13 protein-coding genes are annotated in these 19791 nt (G+C 62.7%); all 13 read right to left on the minus strand.

Annotated features, from left to right (window positions below; translation table 11 throughout):
- Positions 1–357, minus strand: a complete 357-nt coding sequence (locus ISS97_RS17980) for a tRNA-binding protein (protein WP_379983220.1) — start codon at positions 355–357, stop codon at positions 1–3.
- Positions 354–1643, minus strand: a complete 1290-nt coding sequence (locus ISS97_RS17985) for an NAD(P)/FAD-dependent oxidoreductase (protein WP_379983219.1) — start codon at positions 1641–1643, stop codon at positions 354–356. The genes ISS97_RS17980 and ISS97_RS17985 overlap by 4 nt, the downstream gene beginning before the upstream one ends.
- 15 nt (positions 1644–1658) lie before the next feature.
- Positions 1659–2567 (minus strand): hypothetical protein, encoded by a 909-nt coding sequence (locus ISS97_RS17990; RefSeq protein WP_379983218.1) that lies wholly within the window; start codon positions 2565–2567, stop codon positions 1659–1661.
- A gap of 90 nt (positions 2568–2657) precedes the next feature.
- The gene (gene pbpC, locus ISS97_RS17995; RefSeq protein WP_379983217.1) at positions 2658–5066 is read right to left on the minus strand and encodes a penicillin-binding protein 1C; all 2409 of its coding nucleotides are present in this window, start codon (positions 5064–5066) and stop codon (positions 2658–2660) included.
- Between the two features lie 54 nt (positions 5067–5120).
- Positions 5121–11159: an MG2 domain-containing protein gene (locus ISS97_RS18000; protein WP_379983216.1), complete on the minus strand. Its 6039-nt coding sequence runs from the start codon at positions 11157–11159 to the stop codon at positions 5121–5123.
- Between the two features lie 232 nt (positions 11160–11391).
- Positions 11392–12264 carry a UTP--glucose-1-phosphate uridylyltransferase GalU gene (gene galU / locus ISS97_RS18005; RefSeq protein ID WP_379983215.1) on the minus strand — a complete coding sequence of 291 codons (873 nt, stop codon included), beginning with the start codon at positions 12262–12264 and terminating at the stop codon, positions 11392–11394.
- Entirely contained in the window at positions 12265–14160 is a 1896-nt protein-coding gene (locus tag ISS97_RS18010) for a polysaccharide biosynthesis protein (protein WP_379983214.1), read from the minus strand.
- The gene (locus ISS97_RS18015; RefSeq protein WP_379983213.1) at positions 14147–15178 is read right to left on the minus strand and encodes an MraY family glycosyltransferase; all 1032 of its coding nucleotides are present in this window, start codon (positions 15176–15178) and stop codon (positions 14147–14149) included. Before ISS97_RS18015 ends, ISS97_RS18010 begins: the two co-directional genes overlap by 14 nt.
- A 7-nt stretch (positions 15179–15185) precedes the next feature.
- Positions 15186–16358: a lipopolysaccharide assembly protein LapB gene (gene lapB / locus ISS97_RS18020; RefSeq protein WP_379983212.1), complete on the minus strand. Its 1173-nt coding sequence runs from the start codon at positions 16356–16358 to the stop codon at positions 15186–15188.
- A complete protein-coding gene (locus ISS97_RS18025) occupies positions 16355–16615 on the minus strand; it encodes a lipopolysaccharide assembly protein LapA domain-containing protein (RefSeq protein WP_379983211.1) in 261 nt (86 codons plus the stop codon). The genes lapB and ISS97_RS18025 overlap by 4 nt, the downstream gene beginning before the upstream one ends.
- A 192-nt stretch (positions 16616–16807) precedes the next feature.
- Entirely contained in the window at positions 16808–17140 is a 333-nt protein-coding gene (locus tag ISS97_RS18030) for an integration host factor subunit beta (protein ID WP_379983210.1), read from the minus strand.
- 41 nt (positions 17141–17181) lie between these two features.
- A complete protein-coding gene (gene rpsA / locus ISS97_RS18035) occupies positions 17182–18855 on the minus strand; it encodes a 30S ribosomal protein S1 (protein ID WP_379983209.1) in 1674 nt (557 codons plus the stop codon).
- Between the two features lie 166 nt (positions 18856–19021).
- A complete protein-coding gene (gene cmk, locus ISS97_RS18040; RefSeq protein ID WP_379983208.1) occupies positions 19022–19702 on the minus strand; it encodes a (d)CMP kinase in 681 nt (226 codons plus the stop codon).
- Between the last annotated feature and the right edge of the window lie 89 nt (positions 19703–19791).

Below are 19791 nucleotides of genomic sequence, written 5' to 3' on the forward strand. Positions count from 1 at the left end.
TCAGGCGAGCCGAGTGCCGTTGGGCACCGGACGTTCGATGGTAGCAATCACCACACCGGCCTCGGTGGGAAAACCCGTGAGAAGGAACTGCGAACGGAATGGCCCCACCTGTTTCTCGGGAAAGTTGATCACGCCGACAATCTGCCGGCCGACCAGATCCTCCGGTGCGTACAGCGCCGCGATCTGCGCGCTGGTCTTCTTCTCGCCGTAAGGACCGAAATCCACCCACACTTTCCAGGCCGGCTTACGCGCCTCGGGGAAAGCTTCCACCCGTATCACCGTGCCGGCCACCATCAGCACCTTTTCGAAATCGGCCCAGCTGATCTCTGCCGTATCGTGCGCCGTTGCTTCACTCATCCTTCCAGCCTCGTCTTGAACCAATCCTTGCCTTGCTGCCACCAATAGCTGGCCTGCGCCGCAAGATAGCCGGCAGGGCGACACGCGCTGACCAGGCCGTAATCGGCAAACTGTTTCCAGCGATCATCACTGCCGGCAATCGCAGCGGCAAGCAAGTCGCCGGCCGCGCACGTAGGCGCCAGGCCATGCCCGCCAAACGCCTGCGCCCACCACAAACCGTCGGCACTTCCGCCGATCTGCGGCATCTGGTGGCGCGCGTAACTCATCAAGCCCGACCACGCGTAATCGATCTTCACTCCCTTGAGCGAAGGGAACACCCGCTGCATATCCTTGCTCAGCACTCGCTGCACCGCTTTTGAGGAGCGGTTGCGGATGGAGATGCGTCCACCCCACAACAGCCGTGTATCCGGCAGCGGCCGGTAGTAATCGAAAGCAAAGCGCGAGTCGTAGATGGCCGCACGCGTGCGCAGACAATCCGCCAGACGATCGCCCAGCGGCTCCGTCACCATCACGTACGTGGCGATGGGCAGAATCGCCCGATCGATCGGCTTCCGCAGCCCCGCCAGATAACCGCCACAGGCCAATACCACCTGATCGGCCAGCACTGCACCTTGCGCGGTTTCGAGGCGCCAGCGCAGGCCATCACGACGCAGCTGCCACACATCCGTATTCTCGTGAATACGGACACCCTGCTCCGCTGCCGCCCCGGCCAGGCCAATCGCGAAATTCAGCGGATGCAGATGCAGGGCATTGCGCTCGTACAGCCCGTCGAAATAACGCTCACTGCGCACGCGCTCGCGCAATGCTTCCTGCGGCATCCATTCCCACTGCACCCCGTAGTGTTCAGCCAGCAACTGCTGCCGTTGCCGTAATACCGCAGGGTCGCGGAACCAGTTGGCCCAGATCACGCCTTCATCCACCGGATCGCACGGAATGGCGTAACGCGCGACCTGCCGGCGAATGCGCTCCACGGCTACCGTGGTCAGGCCGAACAAGGAGCGTGCCTGCGCGTCGCCGCGCTGGTTCAGCAGGCTTTGCTCACCCAGCGAATAACCAGCAAAGACAAAACCGCCATTGCGGCCAGAAGCGCCGAATCCGATCTGCTCGCGCTCAAGCAACACTACATCGCGTACGCCACGCTCGGCCAACCCCAACGCCGTCTGCAAACCCGCGTAACCGCCACCCACGATCGCCACGCGCGCGTCGGTCTTGCCCTGCAGGGCAACGTACGGCTCGTAAGCCGTCGCGGTGGCACGATAGTACGACTGTGCAGGGGCGTTACTCATACGGATGTGAGGTTGCTAGCGCCCACGGGACTGCCACAACGAAACATAGCGACCATATCCCGATGTCGGAAGGGCATCGCCGTACTCATAGCCGTTCTGGTAATCAATGAGCTTGCTTGGGTTCGGTTCGATGCGCCAGATGAACATCATCGCTCCGCAATTGGTGGCTACCTGCACGGCAGGATACGAGCTATCCGGATCGGCGACATAGGCCATTGGCTTGGCAGGCAACTCGACCCGATAGTGAACCCCGCGCGGCGAACGTACGAAGACCAGCTGCGAAACGGTGGCACATCCCTTCTCTGGACCGACCGCCGACATGCCCTCCGCATCAGCGTCGTTCAATGCGCGCCCTGGCACAAACAGGTAGACGCTACCGTCAACACCGGTATCGATGGCCGTTACGCCCTTGCCGAGCGGCAGATAACTTGTCGGCCCCAATGGCAAGGTGACGCCCTGATCCTCCAGAACACTGCCTTCGAAGGCAGGTGGTTTCAATGTGGAGTGCAGGGCGCGTAGGGCATCGAGTTCGGCGACGGTCGCCGGGCGCTCCTTCCATCTTGCCGGCGCAAAACGGCGCGTGGATATCAGCAATGGCGGCGCCAACATCTTTTTGGCTGGCTGCGCGGGCAATGGCGACAGCCACAGATGGGCGATCGCTTCCCCTTCTATGGTCAGTCGCGTGCAGGCATGTGGCCTGTCGTCCCCTTGAATCCATAAGGGCGAATGGTCACTGCATGCTCCGCTGATCTGGTCTATGCCCGCTAGCGGCACCTCTACTGACTTGCCGTCCTCCGCCAAGCCACCGATGACCGTATGCGACATACAGCTATGGCCCTCAGGCCATTCATCGCCCCAGGCCGTGGGCATCAACATGACGAAGAGCCAGAGACAGGAAGCGAGAAAAACGTCGTGGCGCACCATCCCTCTCCCTGGCTTCATGGCGAAGCCGCCTGCGTGAGTTTCCTTACATCATCGAGTCTCATCACATCCCTTCCCCCCAGGATTCGGAATCTATTCCACCAAGCTGACACCCAGCGACCGTTGGTCGCTCATGCCGCGATCATCGATCACGCGAACTTCGTAATTGCCCGCTGCCTGCGGTTGCCAGAACAGCGATTCTCCGGGCGCGCTGCGCCCCACAAAGGCGTCATTGACGAACCAGTACAGCGTGCGTGTTGCGGCATCTCCATTCGCGGCGAAGGCGATACGGCTCTCGCCCTGTTGCTTCAGCCGCATGGCGTAGATGCTGCCGCGCAGCGGCGAGGTGATGCGTGGAGGCTCGCCGACGGCTACCCCGCTGTTCGTGCAGGTTTCGTTGCGCGGCGGCGTGCGGCGCGGAATGCCGGCCTGGATGAAGACCTGCTGCAACTCGGACGGCCAGAATTCGTACACCTCCAGATGGGTGTGTTTCCCCTCATAAGGCGGGCACGCCGGCTTGCCGGTGGCGTCGTCCATCACCACCGGGCGATGGATCTGGCTGACGCGGATCGGTGACTTGCCGGGAATGAACCAGGTCATGCCTTTCTGCGGGCACCACTGATTCGGCAGATCGCCGCTGGCGAGACAGATATCCACGCGCTTGAGGTTGGCTGGCATGTGCCGTACCGGTTCGCTCAATCGTGGCCGTTCGGCGCGCAGGGCGTCGACCATCTGGAAGAACAGCGGCGCGGCCGCCTCCGCACCGACAAAGGCAGGATTGCTGCTGCCGTCGAAGTTGCCGACCCATACCACCAGCACATAGGGGCCGAAGCTGCCCGCGGTCCAGGCATCACGGAAACCCCAGGAGGTGCCTGTTTTCCAGTACACCGGCAGACGATCCGGCTGCGCGCCAGTGGTTTCGTCCGGGCGCGGGTTCTGGCGCAGCATGTCCATCACCATGAAGCTGGCTTCGTCGCTGAGCAGGCGCGTGCCTTTCGACGACGGGTCATCCGCGAGCAGGCGCAAGGGCTTCAGTTCGCCGCGATTGGCCAGCATGGCGTAGAGCCCGGCCAGTTCCTGCATGGTGACTTCGCCGCCGCCGAGCACCAGGGCCAGGCCGTAGTGTTTCTCGCTGGCCAGTCGGCTGATGCCGGCGTCGCGCAGGAATTGATAGAAGCTCGGCTGACGCAGCTGCGAAGCCACCCACACGGCGGGGATATTGCGGCTGCGTACCAGAGCCTCAGTGGCGGTCACCGGGCCAAGAAAATGACCGTCGAAATTCTCCGGGGTATACGGACCGAACGATGTCGGCACATCGCGCAGCACTGTCTGCGGATGCAATACGCCCTGGTCGAAACCCAGTGCATAGATGAAAGGCTTGAGGGTCGATCCTGGCGAACGCTTGGCCAGCGTGCCGTTCACCTGGCCCTGGATGCTGCCATCGGCATAGCCAGCCGAACCCACCAACGCCTTCACCGCCATGTCGCGGGTATCGATCAGGATGGCGGCCGCATTGCGGATGCCGCGCGCGTTGTTGCGCTCGATATAGCGCGCCACTTGTCGTTCGAGACCGTGCTGCAGATCCAGATCAAGGGTGGTGGTGACGCGGCTGTCGAGTGGCCCGGCTTGCAGTCGCCGTGCCGCCAACACTTGCTCCACGGCATGCGGTGCCTCAAACGGTAACTGCGAAAGTGGCCGCAGGTTGAGCGGCAAGGCGAACAGCGGCTTCAGTGAGGCATCCTGCGGATGCGCGCGCAGCCAGCGTGCGTAGAGTCGATTGCGCGACTCGGTCAGTCGGCTATTGATAACGTCAGACGGTGCATCACCCACGCTTTCGGCGGATGCCTGCAGACGCCGGGTAGGATCTTGCGGCACCACCGCGAGCGTCAGCGCCTCGGGCAGACTGAGTGCCGCGGGTGGCTTGTCGAAGTACGCAAGACTGGCGGCGCCCACGCCTTCGACATTGCGCCCATAAGGGGCGTAGTTGAGATACGCCTCGAGAATCTGGTTCTTCGAATAGAACAGCTCCAGCTGGATCGCGCGCCCGAGCTGGTGCAGCTTGCCCAGCGGTGTGCGCGTGTTGAGCCGCCACAGCAGGCGCGCCAGCTGCATGGTGACGGTGGAGCCGCCCTGCGGATTGCCATGGCGTACATAGGTCACCCATGCGCCGCGCAACAGACCGTACGGATTGAAACCGGCGTGCCAGCGATACCAGCGGTCTTCGTGCAGCAAAACGCCTTGCACCAGTTGCGGCGACACATCGCGCAGGGGCACCCACAGGCGATAGCGGTCATCGCTGGCCAGGGTCAGTCGCAGCAGATGGCCCTTGCTGTCGTACACGGCAGTGGATGAGGTTTGCCACTCGCGCAATGGCACATGCGGCCACAGGCGGCAACCGATCAATGCCGCCATCACCAGAACGATACCCACCAGCCAGTTCTGCCAGCGATGAACCCAGCGGGCAATGGCGGACAACAACGGCTTGGCGGACATGAAGCTCATCAGGTATCGACCAGCCTCGCCCTCTCCGCCATGGAGAGGGCGAGGTATCCGGACTTAGGGTTTGCGCACGACGTTCAAGGTAGCGCCACCCGGCGAACGCGCCTGGATTTCCCGGTTGTACATCGACTCGCCGTAGGCTGGCGGCACAATGAACTTGCCGGCATTAGTCGCCTTGATGCGATAGACGAACTCACGCACATCCGGCGTGGCCGTGCCATAGATCACTACACGATCTTCGCGGATATCCGCGTACTCGGGCGTCCAGCTCGAACTGGACAGACCGATCGGCGAACGCCAGGCACTGGGCTTCACTTCGCTATCGCCACCCTGGTCATTCTCCGCGCTGCCGTCCTCCTGGTGGTCGGTCACTTCCGGCGGCGGCTGGATCACCGGCTCGAAGCCACCCGGCAGCAGATCCACGATCGCCACGTCGGAAACACCGTCGCCACTGGTGGCGCGGATCTTCACGTGGACGTCGATCTCCTGCCCGATGCTGATCTGATCCAGCGACTTGCCGTTGGTGTCGGTGTAATCGCGGATGATCTCGATGCCGTTCTTGATCGCCTTGTTGGGCGCATCGCGGTCATAGCCGCCCTGGCTCGCCACATACCACGCCGGCAAGGCGCCGCCATTGGTAAAGCGCAGACGACCCGCCGCAGCGTTCCAGCTACCGGCCTGCATCAGATTGCCTTGCAGGGCGGCGATGGCTTTGACGCTGCCATCGGTATGTACTTCATCGATGTTGAGCTTGCTGAGATCGCCGGCCGACTGGCTGGCGTAGGCATCCAGCGCGAGCAGGGTCATCGACGACGACAACGTGTTGTACCACTCGTGCGCCAATGGGTAACTGATGTTCTCCCACACGCGTGGCGACAACGCCTTGGCCCGTTCGGGGAAGTGCTTGCCGAGCAGGTACAGCACGCTGGAGTCGCGGATCAGCGAGTCGTAGTAGTAGTCGTAGACGTACGTCTTGTCCGCATTGCTACGCTCCAGCAATTTCTGCGGGCCGGCCATCAACTGACTGGCCTGCTTGTCCTGCTTCAGCAGCTGATAGGAGGCTGCCAGCCAGGCAGCGGCCAGATCGTTCTTCCACTGATCCGGATAAGCCTCCTGCAAGCGCTTCTGCACTGCTGCCAGATCATTGGTGGTGACGTTGCCCTGGCGCGTCAGCAGATAGACCGCGTAGGCGCGCTGACGCAGCTTGTCGAGCGAGTCCATGCCGTTGTCGCTGGCGAGCTGGCGCAGATAGCTGTTGCCCGCGTCGAACATGTCCTTGGGCACATTCACGCCACGGTCGCGCGCTTCGATCATGAAGTTCATCGCGTAGACCGACACGAACGGATCCGCATCCGGCGTCGCCGCCCATACACCGAAACCGCCCTGCCCGTTCTGGCGCGCGTGCAGCGCATCGAGGAAGCCGGCCAGCGCTTCGTCGTTGCTCAGCTTCTTTTCGCTGAAGGCGGGTTGTAGCGCGTGCGCGAATACCGGCACCACCGGCCATTTCGCCACCACCAGCTTGGGCATGGCCGCGCTGATCAGCTGCTCGCTGCAGTAGTTCTGGTAGTTGACCAGGAAGCTAGTGAGTCCTTGCGCGAGCACGACCGGCAGCGGCGAGAAGGCGGCATCGCGTGACGCGTACTCGTCGTACAACTTGCGCAGGTCGGGCAGGTCTGCCTTGCTGCCAGCGTCGACCCGGCCCACGTTGACCTGGGTGCGATAGGCCGACGCCGGGCGCACCGAGACATCGACGCTCTGCTTGGCGGACTTGCCGCCATAGCTCGCGGTAAAGGTCAGATTGCCGGAACCCAGTTTGTCGGTGGCCTTGACGCGGAACAACGCCACGCCCTCGCGCATCTCGCCCAGATTGAGGCTCTGGGTCGCGTTGCCGATCGCCTGTAGCTGCGGGCCGGTCTTCAAGTTCACCGCCACCGGCACCTGTTTGCCACCCAGCCCCGTCAGGTTGTTGGCCACACCCACGCTGACTTCCAGTTCGTCACCCGGGGCCAGCGTCGTCGGCACGTTCGGCGACAACACGAAATCGCCGCGCACGGTGGTGGCGCCTTCAAAGGTGCCGATGCGCTCCGGCGAAACCGATACCGCCATCACGCGCAGCTTGCCGTTGAAGTAATCCGGCACCTGATAGGTCAGCTCCTTCTCGCCGTCCACGTCGACAATGCCGGACCAGAACGCCACCGGCTTGTCGCGTTTGCGCTTGAACGGATTGAGCTGGCGGCCGATGGCTGCGTCGGCGTCACCGCCGGCTGCGGCCATGCTCATCAGCTTCTCGAAGTCCGGTAGGATCAGATCGAGGATCTGGGAAGTGTTCACTTCCAGCATGCGCTTGCGGAAGAAGAACTTCAGGGGATCGCCCAGCTTGTAGCGGGCCACCTGCAGAATGCCTTCATCCACGGCAAACACCACGGCCTTGGTCGGCTGTGGCGCATGGAGCTTGAAGGTCAACGTTTCACCGGGCTTCACCAGTGCCGGCGATTCGACCTTGATCGGGTTGCGCCGCGCATCCAGGTTCACCGAAAACGGCACTACGCCGTAGCTCAACGGGCTCATGAAGATCTCGTCCGAGGACGGATCGCGGATGTACTGTACGTTGATGTAGCCGTTGCCCTCGAAGTCCGCCGGCACGGTGATGTGCTGCACCGAGCTGGTGGTGTCGGCATGGAACCAGGCGTGCGCATACACCTTGTCACGTTCGATGGTGATCAGGCCGCTACCCGCATATGGCGCGCGCACGGCGATGTCCACCGACTCACCCGGTGCGTAATCCTGCTTGCTCAGGTTGAGCTGGAGTTCCGCGTTGCGGTCCAGCGAGCGCGACACGTTGGCGGCGCCGGCCACCGAGTAGTCGACGCGGTTCACTTCGGTACGGTCATTGCCGCGCAGGATCACCAAGGCGTAGTTGCCCGGCTTGTCGGTCGGCAAGGTGTAATCGAAACCCGCGGCGGGAATCGTCAGTGCCTGCTCGTTGACCGCGATTTCCTTGAGCTTGGACTGGTATTTGTAGACACCCGAGTCCTGCTTGGTCAGCACCGAAATGTAGCGGCGCTCGATCAGCTGCGCGCGCAGGTCCTTCAATTCGATCGCTTTGGCCTGACTGTTGATCGCCACTAGATGCACGCTACGCGGCGTGTTGCGGCTAACGTAGTCGAGACTGTCGGCGGCTTTGTAACCGACCAGCCAGTCATTGCTGGAAACCAGTATCTGCGCGGCCGCGGCTACGCTGCGCCCGCCCTCGGCTTCGTGCGCCTTGGCGAGGAAGTACAGCTGATACGTAGCGTCGGCGTATTTCTTCAGGTCCAGATCGAATTCGGCATGGCCCTTGTCGTCGGTCTTGCCGTCCTGCAAGGTTTCCTCGTAACCCTCCTTGGCGCGGCGCACGTCGTAGAAGTGATAGTCCTGCCAGCTGCGGAAGGCCGGCCAGGCCGGACGCAGCGTGAGCGAAGCTTCCACGCGGCGATCCGCCGCCGGCGTGCCGAACAGGTTCTGCACGTCGACCAGACCCTTCAACTGATCCGGCTTTACCCAACCTTCCGGCACCTGTTGCGACAGCTTGGCTTCCACCTTCATGCGGTCGGGCAGGAATTCCTTGACCTGCACGGTGGTACTGCCGATCTGCGCACCGGCCTTGCCATCCTTGACGATGTAGAGATTCACCGTCCAGGTGCCGGTGGGCGCGGTTTCCGCCGGTGCGTATTCGAGTTCACCAAAGCCACTGTTGTCCATGTTCAACGGCAGTTGTTTTACTGTGGCGCCGCGCGGATCGACGATCTCCGCCTGCAGCGGCACGCCGGTCACGCTATGCGTCCAGCTGGCGGCACGCACGATCAGGCCGATATGGAAGGTGTCGCCCGGCCGGTAAATGCCGCGATCGGAGAACAGATAGGCGGAAAGCTGGCCCTGGTTGGTCGCGTTGCGCTCGCCACCGATGTCGAAGCGCGAGTAGTCGAGCTGGCGGTCATAACCGCCGATCGGCAGGAAGGAAAGATCGTCGGCCTTCTTCACCAGATACATCACCGGACGCTTTTCGCGCTCGAGTCCCTTGAAGGTCGGGAAGTGCACGGCGCCATCGGCACTGGTGGTCTCGTTGTAAAGCGTCTGGCCGTTGACCGCCAGCACCGACACGCTGGCACCGCCCACAGGCTGGCCGCTGTGAATCGATTGCACGAACACGTCCTGGCTGCCGTCCACGCCGCGTTTGACCAGCATGCCGAGGTCGGTGACCACGACGAGGCGAGTGTCGACGGGGGTAGACGAGTCGTCCCCGGATTCGCTGTTGTAAGCGTTGCCCCCGCTTTCGCCTTCGTCGCCGGATTCATCACCTGCACTGGCATTGTCCTGCCCGTCCGCGCGCGGTGCGGCCTGCGCACCCTGTTCTGCAGCGGCGGCAGCATCGGCTTTTTTCTTCTCGGCCACCGGGTCGTAGCTGGACAGGTGCAGCAGGAACACGCCGCGCTTGCCGTCCTTCAGATACTGGCCAAGGTCGACACCTTCGTAGTGGGCCTTGCCGGGATCGCCCTTGGGGAAGGCGCGCTTCTGCTCGAAGCGCTCGACGATATGGTCTTCGCTGAAGTCGTAGCTCAGCGAAGGCCGCGCATAGTTGCCCTGATTGAGGCTGACCAGGTGTTGCAGCTGATCCGGCAGTACGCGACCGACCTCCACCTTCATGCCCGGCAGGTTGCGCGACACCACGGACACGCGCCTGCTGCCGCTCATCGACAGTAGCGAACCATCCGCCATAAAGCGCAGCAGCTTCGGATATTCGGGAACCGTCACCACCTCAAAGCGTGGCTTGCCGAGCACATAGCCGCCGAACGACTTGAGCCCCTTCTCCACACGCACATAGATCTGCTGTCCGGGCTCGGCGTGGAACTTGAAACTCTGGCCGGCCTCGTATTCGTTTTCCGTGGGCACCAGCTCGAGCTTGAGCGGCTGCGACTTACGCAGCACCTCCTCGCTAACCTGGGAAGCGCCCCACGCATAAGGTGGCTCGTCTTCGTCCTGCTGCACTCCGGGCTTGCGTCGCGGCAGTACCCAGGCTTTGGTCAGGCCTGCGAGCTCGCTGTCGCGCACCGTACCGCCGACGCCCATCACCAGTACTTGCTCGGGCTCGTACTTGTCGTTGTCGACCAGGGTGGGTGTGATCTCGTTGATGGTCAGGCTGTACAGGCCCGGCACGGTCACTGGATGCGTGAGCTTGTCCTTGAATGCGTCGCCGCCGCGCAGACTGCGCACGCCCTTGTCGATGCTGTACTGCACGGCGCCGTCGTCGCGCGGCAGGGCCAGCGGCTGCGAATGAATCCACGCGGTCAGCTTGTTGGCGTCGTACGTCACGCTGAATTTGAGCGGCGTATCGGAGCTGCCTTTCTGCGCCAGCGCAACCTCGATCCGCTTCTCGAACTGGGCCGAGTCCACCGGGTAATTGAAGACCACCTGCTGGATGGTCTTCTTGGCCGTGGCGTCCTGCGGGTCCTGATAGAACTCGCCTGTGCCCAGCTTCACCACGAAAGGCGTCGTGTCGAAACTGAAGTGGTCTTCGGCCATCAGCACGTGCGGAGCAAAAGCCTTGCCGGTGTCGAAGCGCACGTCGTAATGCTTGCCAACCGGCCAATCCTCGGCCGGCACGAAGTTGAGCGTGCGGTCGTCGAGCCAGGTCCACTGCCCCTTCACGGCGGGCTGCATCACGACGCCAGTGGTGACCGGCTTGCCCACCAGCTCGAGCGGCGCTGCCGAGCGCGAGAAGCGCAGCGCAAGCGGATGGATCACGATCGGCTGCTTTGTGTAGTCGCTGATCGCCGGCGTCTGCACTTCAAAGGAAATGCGCGCGGGCTCGATCGGCTTGGGACGGTTTTTGTACCACTGCCAGCCGAACCAGCCAGCGGCGGCAATCGCCAGCGCGGCCACCAGCACACCTGCGGCGCGCAGCGGGCGCTGGCGGACAAAAGTGCCGGTCGCGGGCATCCAGGTGGGTGCCGACCAGGACAATTGTCCAAAGAAGGGCCGCAGGATCAGGCCGATCCCGAGCAGCAAACCGCGCACGAGGCGCACCGGTAGCAAGAGCAGAAACCGCAGCAAATCCATAGTGCTTCCTGGCAATCATCCAATGAACGGGCGCGGCGTATCGCCGACCTCAGGCCAATCACCGCTTGCGACAAAGCCGCCCCATCGAATGGAACGGCGAGTCGGTCGGTTTTCCCCAAGCGCATCCTGCTCCACGAAAATGGCAGGACGCGGTACAGATTCTGACATGATGCCGCCGCCAGCACGCAGCGGGAATCGGACCGGGCTTAGGCCGCCCGGTCCGGCAAAGCACTCAGAGCGCGCTCAGAAGCTCACGCACGGTCGGTGCCAGCTTGGGATCCTGCAGGGCCATGTGCATGGTTGCGCGGACCAGGCCGGCCTTGTTGCCGCAATCGAAGCGCGTGCCCTCGAAGCGATAGGCCAGCACCTTGCCCTGCTCTTTCAGCAGCGCATCGATGGCGTCGGTGAGCTGGATTTCACCGCCGGCACCCGGCGTGGTCCGCTCTAGCAATTCGAAAATGCGAGCCGGCAGGACATAGCGTCCCACTACGGCGAGGTTCGACGGCGCGTCCGCCGGCTTGGGCTTTTCCACCATGTGGCGGATCTGCGCGCTGCGTTCGTCGATGCGCGTGGCATCAACGATGCCGTACTTGTCTGTTTCGTTGTTCGGCACTTCCTCGACGGCGATGACACCGGCGTGCTGTGCTTCCGCCAGCTCGACCATCTGGCGCAGTGCGCCCTTGCCATTGTTCCAGATCAGGTCGTCTGGCAACACCACGCCAAACGGCTCATCGCCCACCACAGGCTTGGCGCAGAGCACGGCGTGGCCGAGGCCCAGCGCCTCCGGCTGGGTAACGAAGATGGCGCGCACATGGCGCGGCAGCGTTCCCTGTACCAGGGCAAGCAGTTCGTCCTTGCCCTTTTCCTGCAGCTTCGCTTCCAGCTCGTAGGCCTTGTCGAAGTAATCGGCAATGGCGTGCTTGTAGCGATTGGTGACGAAGATCAGCGTGTCGGCGCCCGCATCCACGGCTTCATCGACGGCGTACTGGATCAGCGGCTTGTCCAATACAGGCAGCATTTCCTTGGCGACCACCTTGGTGGCCGGAAGAAAACGCGTACCCAGGCCGGCCACCGGGAAGACCACCTTGCGCAACGGCTTACTCACTCACTTCTCTCCAGATTCATTGCGACGGATCGACACCACATTGTCCGGCTGCGCCACGTCGCTCCAGCGGAACGAGGGCAGCAGGCTGGATACGCAGCGCCGCAGACTCTCTTCATCAAAGGCGGAGGTCGCCTCGGAAGCTTTGACCAGCTGGGCCTGCAACAGCTCCCAGCTCACCTGGCGGTACTGCGCCAGGAAAATCTTGGCATGCGCGGTCGCGCTGTAGTTCTCGAGCGGATGGAACAGCTCTTCGAACAGCTTCTCGCCCGAACGCAGGCCGGTAAAGACAATGGGAATCTCGGTGCCCGGCTTCTTGCCGGCCAGGCGGATCATCTGCTCGGCGAGATCGCGGATCTTCACCGGCTCGCCCATGTCCAGCGCGAAGATCTCACCGCCCTTGCCCAAGCTCGCCGCCTGCAGGATCAGCTGGCAGGCTTCGGGGATGGTCATGAAGTAGCGCGAAATTTCCGGATGGGTGATGGTCACCGGGCCACCCGCGCGGATCTGCTTGCGGAACAGCGGTACAACCGAGCCGGCGGAATCCAGCACGTTGCCGAAACGTACCGTGATATAGCGCGTGTTAGAACGCGCATCGAGGTTCTGGCACCAGATCTCCGCGATGCGCTTGCAGGCGCCCATCACGCTGGTGGGATTGACTGCCTTGTCCGTCGAAATCAACACGAAGCATTCCGCCTGATAGCGGTCAGCCATATCGGCCATGGTGCGCGAGGCCAGCACGTTGTTGCGAAAGGCGGAGCGCAGCTGGCCTTGCAGCAAGGGCACGTGCTTATAGGCGGCCGCATGGAACACGACTTGCGGCTTCAGCTCGGAGAACAGGCGGTTTGTTGCCGCCGGATCACCGCAATCAGCGAGAACGGCGTCGAACAGCAGCTCGGGGTATTCCTGCCGCAGTTCCTGCGAAATCTGGTACAGGTTGAACTCGCTGTGATCGACCACCGTCAGCGACTGCGCGCCCAGTCGAGCCACCTGCCGGCACAATTCGGAACCGATCGAACCGCCGCCGCCAGTCACCAGCACGCGCTTGCCGGTCAGGGTTTCCCGGATGGCCGTCCAATCGAGTTCGATGGCGTCGCGACCCAGCAAATCCTCGATCGCGACTTCCTTGATTTCGTTGAATTGCGCGCGGCCAGCCACGACGTCCTCGAGCTTGGGCACCGTGCGATACGGCAGCCCTGTCTGATCGCATAGCTCGACGACATGCCGCATCTCTTCGGTCGACGCGCTGGGCATGGCGATCAGCAACATCTGAGCGGCCACTTCGCGGGCCAACTCAGGCAACAGCTCGACCCGGCCAAGCACCGGACGCCCATTGATACTGGCGCCGCGCAAGCTATCGCGATCATCCACAAAGCCGACGACGGCGTAGCGGCTATCGCGGTGCAGGTCACGCGCCAGCGCCTCGCCGGCCCGATCGGCACCGACAATCAGCACGCGCTGCACCGGCTGCGACTGAAACATGTCGACCCGGCTGTCCTTCCAAAAGCGATAGGTCAGGCGCGGTGCACCCAACAGCAGAGACAGCACGACCGGATAGACCAGCAATACCGAGCGCGGCACATCGGTCAGGCGGTTGTAGAGGAACAGGGTAAGGCCGATGGCCAGTGCGCCGATGACTGTGGCGCGCAGGATGTTCCACAGGTCCGGCAGGCTGGCGAAGCGCCAGAGGCCGCGGTACAGGCCGGTCCAGTTGAGTATCAGGCCCTGGACGGCCAGGACCAGAGGAAATTCGAGCGGATGAAAGCTGATTGCCGCGTCATCGATCAGGGCATATCGCAGTGCTTTCGCCACCCACCAGGCCACGGCCGCCATCAGCAGGTCGTGTAGGACGACTGCCGTTCGCGGATGAATGACACCGATCAGTTTACGTAGCGACATGCTTGGCCCTGTGCTGGATACACCACAAACAGTAGCGTTTGGCGAGCATCCATGCTGCGCTCGCGATCAAATACGTGACAACGCAGATCGTCCACCCCAAGTCTGGACAAAACCATGACAGCCAGGCCAGAGGTGCTGCGATCAAGAGGTTCCAACCCAGGTAGCACGCGCCCCCCAGAGCGTGCGACATGCCACTGCGAACCAGCCATTGGTACACGTGCTCGCGATGGGGAGTGTACCAGCGCCGACCTTTCAGGAACCGGCTAAGGAGGGTAAGGCTGGCGTCCGTTACAAAGGATGAACTGAGGATCGCAGCCGGCCAGAGCAGCTGGTTGTTCACCCGCCATAGCATGGCGGTGAAGGCGAACAGCAGAAATCCCATGGTCCCGCTACCCACATCTCCCATGAAAATAGCGGCGCGGGGCCGGTTGTAGCACCAGAACCCCAGGGCCGCGGCCGCTAGGCAAGCGATGCCCGCAGCGAGCGCAAACTGCCCTGCCGCCATGGCGAGCCCCGACAACCCAAGCGCGACAAATAAGACCTGCTGTGCCAGCAAGCCATCGATGCCGTCCATGAAGTTATGGAGATTGATACTCCAGGCGCCAGCGAGGATCAGCAGAGGCAGCCATAGCCAGGACATCTCGCCGATCACTAATGCGCACGCAAACAAGGCACAGGCCGCCAGTTGAATGCCCAGGCGCGGCAATACCGGCAAGGCATGGTGGTCGTCCCACCAGCCGATGGCCGCGACCATCAGGGTCGCTGCGGCTAATACCCAGGGCAACCCGCCTGTCCACGCCGCAGGCAGCAATGACAAACACCAGGGAGCGGTAAGCACCACGGCAATCACCATGCCGACACCCCCACCGCGCGGTGTCGGTATCGAATGCGAACGCCGCTGCCCCGGTTGATCCAGCATGCCGCGGCGATGCGCGTAGGCAATGGCACCGCGCACCACGAACAAGGCAACCAGCAACGATGCCAGCACCATCCCTATGGCCAGCACGAAAGGCGACATCCCTACCTCACTCGTTCGCGACGCCGTGGATCGGCCGGATCGTGCTCCAGCTCTTGCAGCTGGGACATTGCCAGTGGTGCGCCTTGGCGCCGAAGCCGCAGCGGCTGCAGCGGTACATCGCCTGCCCTTCCAGCAACTTCTTGGTGAGGTCGCGCAGAATCAGGAAATTCTCGCGCGCCTCGCCTTCGACCTTGTCCATGGTGGCGTCGATCAACGCCATGAGCCCGCGCACCGAAGGACGCTGGCGCAGCTGCGAAGTAAGGAAATCAATCGCCATGCGTTCGCCATCACGCTGCTGATACAAGCGAGTCAATGCCAGCACCGGCGAGATACCGTGGTAACGCTCCAGGATGTCGCGCAGGAAACCCTCGGCGCGTTCCATCTGCTGCGAGCGGGCGTAGCTGTTGAGCAACGGCGGAAGGATTTCCGGCACGAAAGCGATATCGGCCTCGATCGCCGTCTCGTACACGTCGACCGCTTTGCCGTGCTCACCCTCTTCGGCATACAGACGCCCGGTGAGCATGAAAGCGCGCACGCAGTCCGGCTGGCAGGCGAAGGCCTGGCGCAGATATTCGCCAGCATCCTGACGAGCGCCATGCTGACGCGCCTGATCGGCGAGTTCGCAATAGAACTGGGCGATCATGCCGGCCTCGTCTTCGCCGGTCATCGCTTCCAGACGCCGTGCATGTTCGATGGCTTTGTGCCAGTCGCGCTCATGCTGGTAGATCGCGATCAGATGGCGCAGCGCCGAAGGTGCGTGCGCATCCATCGCCACCAGATCGGAGAACAGGGTCTCGGCACGGTCCAGCAAACCTGCGCGCATATAGTCCTCGCCCAGTTCCAGCAAGGCGACGGTCTTCATCGCATCCGACAAACCGGGACGCGACACCAGATGCTGATGCAAACGAATGGCCCGATCAACCTCGCCACGGCGACGGAACAGATTGCCCAATGCCAGATGAGTCTCGACCGTATCGCGGTTGTATTCGGCCAGGCGGAGGAAAACCTCGATCGCCTTGTCCTGCTCTTCGTTGAGCAGGTAGTTGAGGCCGCGGAAGTAATCCGAGGAAAGCTCACTGACTTGTGCGCCGGAGCGGCGTACGCCCGCGCTGCGGGCGGTCCACCAGCCGCTGACAAAAGCGACCGGAATCAGCAGGGCCAACACATAGAGGGCCATCATGCGTCTGCGGGTTGCCTGGTGTTGACATCACGGACGGCCTGCCGGCGCTGCCGACGGTGGCGCGTACTCACCCCGAGCCAGGCGGTCAGTCCACCCAATAGCCAGCCCAGCATCAGGGCCGTCAGCAAAGCCGCGCCCTTGGGCATCTGGAAATGCGCGAAGGCCAGGTCGTAGTCGACCAGATCGGCATTAAGCGCCCCCAGCACTACGCCGGCGGCGACAAACAGCAGCAGGATCAGCATCACGATCAATCGCATGGCCGCGACTTTACCCGATTGCCATGAAGCGGCACAGGCATCGGCGGATCACACACATGCCAATTCATCGAACGACAAGGCCGCAAGAACCTATCCATGACCGCCTTGCTTTCACGTACCGCAGACAAAAAAGAAGGCAGGACCGGCTCAACGCCGCCTGCCTTCAGAAGGCTTGGAACCCTGCCGGACCACTTAAGTGGACGCGACTTGCTCCAGATCCTGATTCACGCGCTCGCGCAATTCCTTGCCCGGCTTGAAGTGCGGAACGTGCTTGCCCGGGAGGGCTACCGCTTCGCCGGTCTTGGGATTGCGGCCCATGCGCGGCGGCCGGTAATGCAGCGCAAAGCTGCCAAAGCCGCGTACCTCGATGCGTTCGCCATGAGAAAGCGCATGGCTCATCTGCTCGATCACGCTCTTGACGGCCAGCTCGACATCGCCAAACGCGAGGTGGGTCTGGCGCCGTGCCAGCGCTTCGATCAATTCGGATTTGGTCATGGGTCCCCAATGTCCGTGACGTGGAACCACGGGGCGGCAACATGCCGCCCCGTGTCTAGCTTGTTGCTTTATTAGTCAGCCTTGTTCAGCTGCTCTTTCAGCAGAGCGCCGAGCTTGGTCGTACCGCCGGAAGCCGACGAATACTCCTGCATGGCGTCGTGCAGCTCTTCCTCGTCCTTCGCACGGATGGAGAGCTGGAGCTGACGGCCCTTTCGGTCCATGCCGGTGAACTTGGCTTCGACCTTGTCGCCCACCTTCAGGTGCTGGGTGGCGTCGTCGATGCGCTCCTTGGCGATGTCGTTGGCGCGGAGGTAACCCTCGACGCCCTCGCCCAGATCGATCACCGCGCCCTTGGCGTCCACTTCCTTCACGACGCCATTGACGATGGTGCCGCGCGGGTTGGTCGCCATGAACTGACCGAACGGATCCTGCTCCATCTGCTTGATGCCGAGGGAGATGCGCTCGCGCTCCGGATCCACTGCCAGCACCACGGCTTCGATCTCGTCGCCCTTCTTGAAGTTGCGAACCAGATCTTCGCCCGAAGCCTGCCAGGAGATGTCGGACAGGTGGACCAGGCCGTCAATGCCGCCGTCCAGGCCGATGAAGATGCCGAAGTCGGTGATCGACTTGATCTGACCGGACACCTTGTCGCCCTTCTTGTGCATCGCTGCGAAGGCTTCCCACGGGTTCGAGCGGGTCTGCTTGATACCCAGCGAGATGCGGCGACGCTCTTCATCCACGTCCAGCACCATCACTTCGGTCTCGTCGCCGACCTGCACGACCTTGGCCGGGTTGACGTTCTTGTTGGTCCAGTCCATCTCGGACACGTGGACCAGGCCTTCCACGCCCGGCTCGATCTCAACGAAGCAACCGTAATCGGTGACGTTGGAAACCTTGCCGAACAGGCGGCTGCCGACCGGGTAGCGGCGAGCGATAGCGACCCACGGATCGTCGCCCAGCTGCTTCAGGCCCAGCGACACGCGGTTGCGCTCGCGGTCGTACTTCAGCACGCGGACGTCCAGCTCGTCGCCGACGTTGACGACTTCGGACGGATGACGCACGCGCTTCCACGCCATGTCGGTGATGTGCAGCAGGCCGTCGATACCGCCCAGGTCCACGAACGCGCCGTAGTCGGTGAGGTTCTTGACGGTGCCCTTGACCACTGCGCCTTCGGTCAGGCGCTCAAGCAGCTTCTCGCGCTCCTCGGAGAACTCGGTCTCGACGACGGCGCGGCGGCTGACCACCACGTTGTTGCGCTTGCGGTCGAGCTTGATGATCTTGAACTCGAGGTCCTTGCCTTCCAGGTAAACCGGATCGCGGACCGGACGCACGTCGACCAGCGAGCCCGGCAGGAATGCGCGGACGTCCTTGATGTCGACGGTGAAACCGCCCTTGACCTTGCCGGAGATCTTGCCGGTGATGGTCTCTTCCTTGTCGAACGCCTGCTCGAGGTCGTCCCACACCATCGAACGCTTGGCCTTCTCGCGGGAGAGCTTGGTCTCGCCGAAGCCGTCTTCCAGTGCGTCGAGGGCAACCTTCACCTCGTCGCCTACCTGCACCTCGAGCGTGCCAGCCTCGTCCTTGAACTGCTCGATCGGGACGATGCCTTCGCTCTTGAGGCCGGCGTTGATCACGACGACGTCGTTGCGGATTTCCACAACGATACCCGTGACGATGGCGCCCGGCTTCAGCTTGGAGATGGCCTGTTGGCTCTGTTCAAACAGCTCGGCAAAACTTTCAGTCATGTTGATTCCAGAAATGAGAAAAGGCCGTAATCCAGTGCGCGCCGTCGGATAAATGCGCACGGATGGATCGGCCCACCGGTTATGGGTGTCTTTGGAGAAATCCCCTAGGCACCGTTGACCAAAACCCCTGCCGCGACAGGGGCACGAATGCCACAGTGCAACCCGATCAGGACTGCACGACAGCAAGTACTTTCGCGACGACGGCGTCGATGCCCATACCGGTGGTATCCACCAGAACCGCATCTTCGGCCGGCTTGAGTGGCGCGACTGCCCGGGATGCATCGCGGGTGTCACGCGCTTCAATTTCGCGCTGAAGGCCGCTAAGTGTAACGCTGAGACCCTTTTCCTTCAACTGCTTATAGCGCCTTTTCGCACGCTCGGCAGCGCTGGCGGTCAAAAACACCTTATGGGCGGCGTCGGGGAAGATCACGGTGCCCATGTCCCGCCCATCGGCCACCAACCCTGGCGCCTTGCGGAACCCCAACTGCAGGTCCACCAGAGCCTGGCGCACCGTGGGAATCGAGGCGATCGCTGATGCCGCCGCACCAGCCGTCTCAGTACGCAGCTCGTCCGTGGCGTCGTGCCCGTTGACCAGGACGCGAGTGTCCTGGCCGTCCGGGGCGGCATGGAAGCGGATCTTCACGTGCTGGGCACAACGAGTGACCGCCTCGGCATCAGACAAATCCAGCCCTTCCATGCCTGCGGCATAGCCCACTGCCCGGTACAGCGCGCCCGAATCCAGCAGACGCCACCCCAATTGCTCCGCCACCAGGCGGCTGATGGTGCCTTTGCCCGACCCCGAAGGCCCGTCGATGGTAAGTACAGGGACGGGGGTGGAAGGGGTCATGGCGGCTCCGGGCTGGCGGGCAAACCGTTATCTTAACGCGTTGACCCCACCCCACACGCGTGCTATCTAGCCCGCCCACCTTCTTTCGG

It is taken from the genome of Dyella koreensis, assembly GCF_044904565.1.
Taxonomy (GTDB): Bacteria; Pseudomonadota; Gammaproteobacteria; order Xanthomonadales; family Rhodanobacteraceae; genus Dyella_D; species Dyella_D koreensis.

What these genes read in the sequence shown, in the direction of transcription:
- ISS97_RS18010 (WP_379983214.1), bottom strand. Translation starts at nt 14,160, where the DNA reads ATGTCGCTACGTAAACTGATCGGTGTCATTCATCCGCGAACGGCAGTC.
- ISS97_RS17980 (WP_379983220.1), bottom strand. Translation starts at nt 357, where the DNA reads ATGAGTGAAGCAACGGCGCACGATACGGCAGAGATCAGCTGGGCCGAT.
- ISS97_RS17990 (WP_379983218.1), bottom strand. Translation starts at nt 2,567, where the DNA reads ATGGTGCGCCACGACGTTTTTCTCGCTTCCTGTCTCTGGCTCTTCGTC.
- ISS97_RS18015 (WP_379983213.1), bottom strand. Translation starts at nt 15,178, where the DNA reads ATGTCGCCTTTCGTGCTGGCCATAGGGATGGTGCTGGCATCGTTGCTG.
- ISS97_RS18000 (WP_379983216.1), bottom strand. Translation starts at nt 11,159, where the DNA reads ATGGATTTGCTGCGGTTTCTGCTCTTGCTACCGGTGCGCCTCGTGCGC.
- ISS97_RS18025 (WP_379983211.1), bottom strand. Translation starts at nt 16,615, where the DNA reads ATGCGATTGATCGTGATGCTGATCCTGCTGCTGTTTGTCGCCGCCGGC.
- pbpC (WP_379983217.1), bottom strand. Translation starts at nt 5,066, where the DNA reads ATGAGCTTCATGTCCGCCAAGCCGTTGTTGTCCGCCATTGCCCGCTGG.
- ISS97_RS17985 (WP_379983219.1), bottom strand. Translation starts at nt 1,643, where the DNA reads ATGAGTAACGCCCCTGCACAGTCGTACTATCGTGCCACCGCGACGGCT.
- lapB (WP_379983212.1), bottom strand. Translation starts at nt 16,358, where the DNA reads ATGATGGCCCTCTATGTGTTGGCCCTGCTGATTCCGGTCGCTTTTGTC.
- rpsA (WP_379983209.1), bottom strand. Translation starts at nt 18,855, where the DNA reads ATGACTGAAAGTTTTGCCGAGCTGTTTGAACAGAGCCAACAGGCCATC.
- cmk (WP_379983208.1), bottom strand. Translation starts at nt 19,702, where the DNA reads ATGACCCCTTCCACCCCCGTCCCTGTACTTACCATCGACGGGCCTTCG.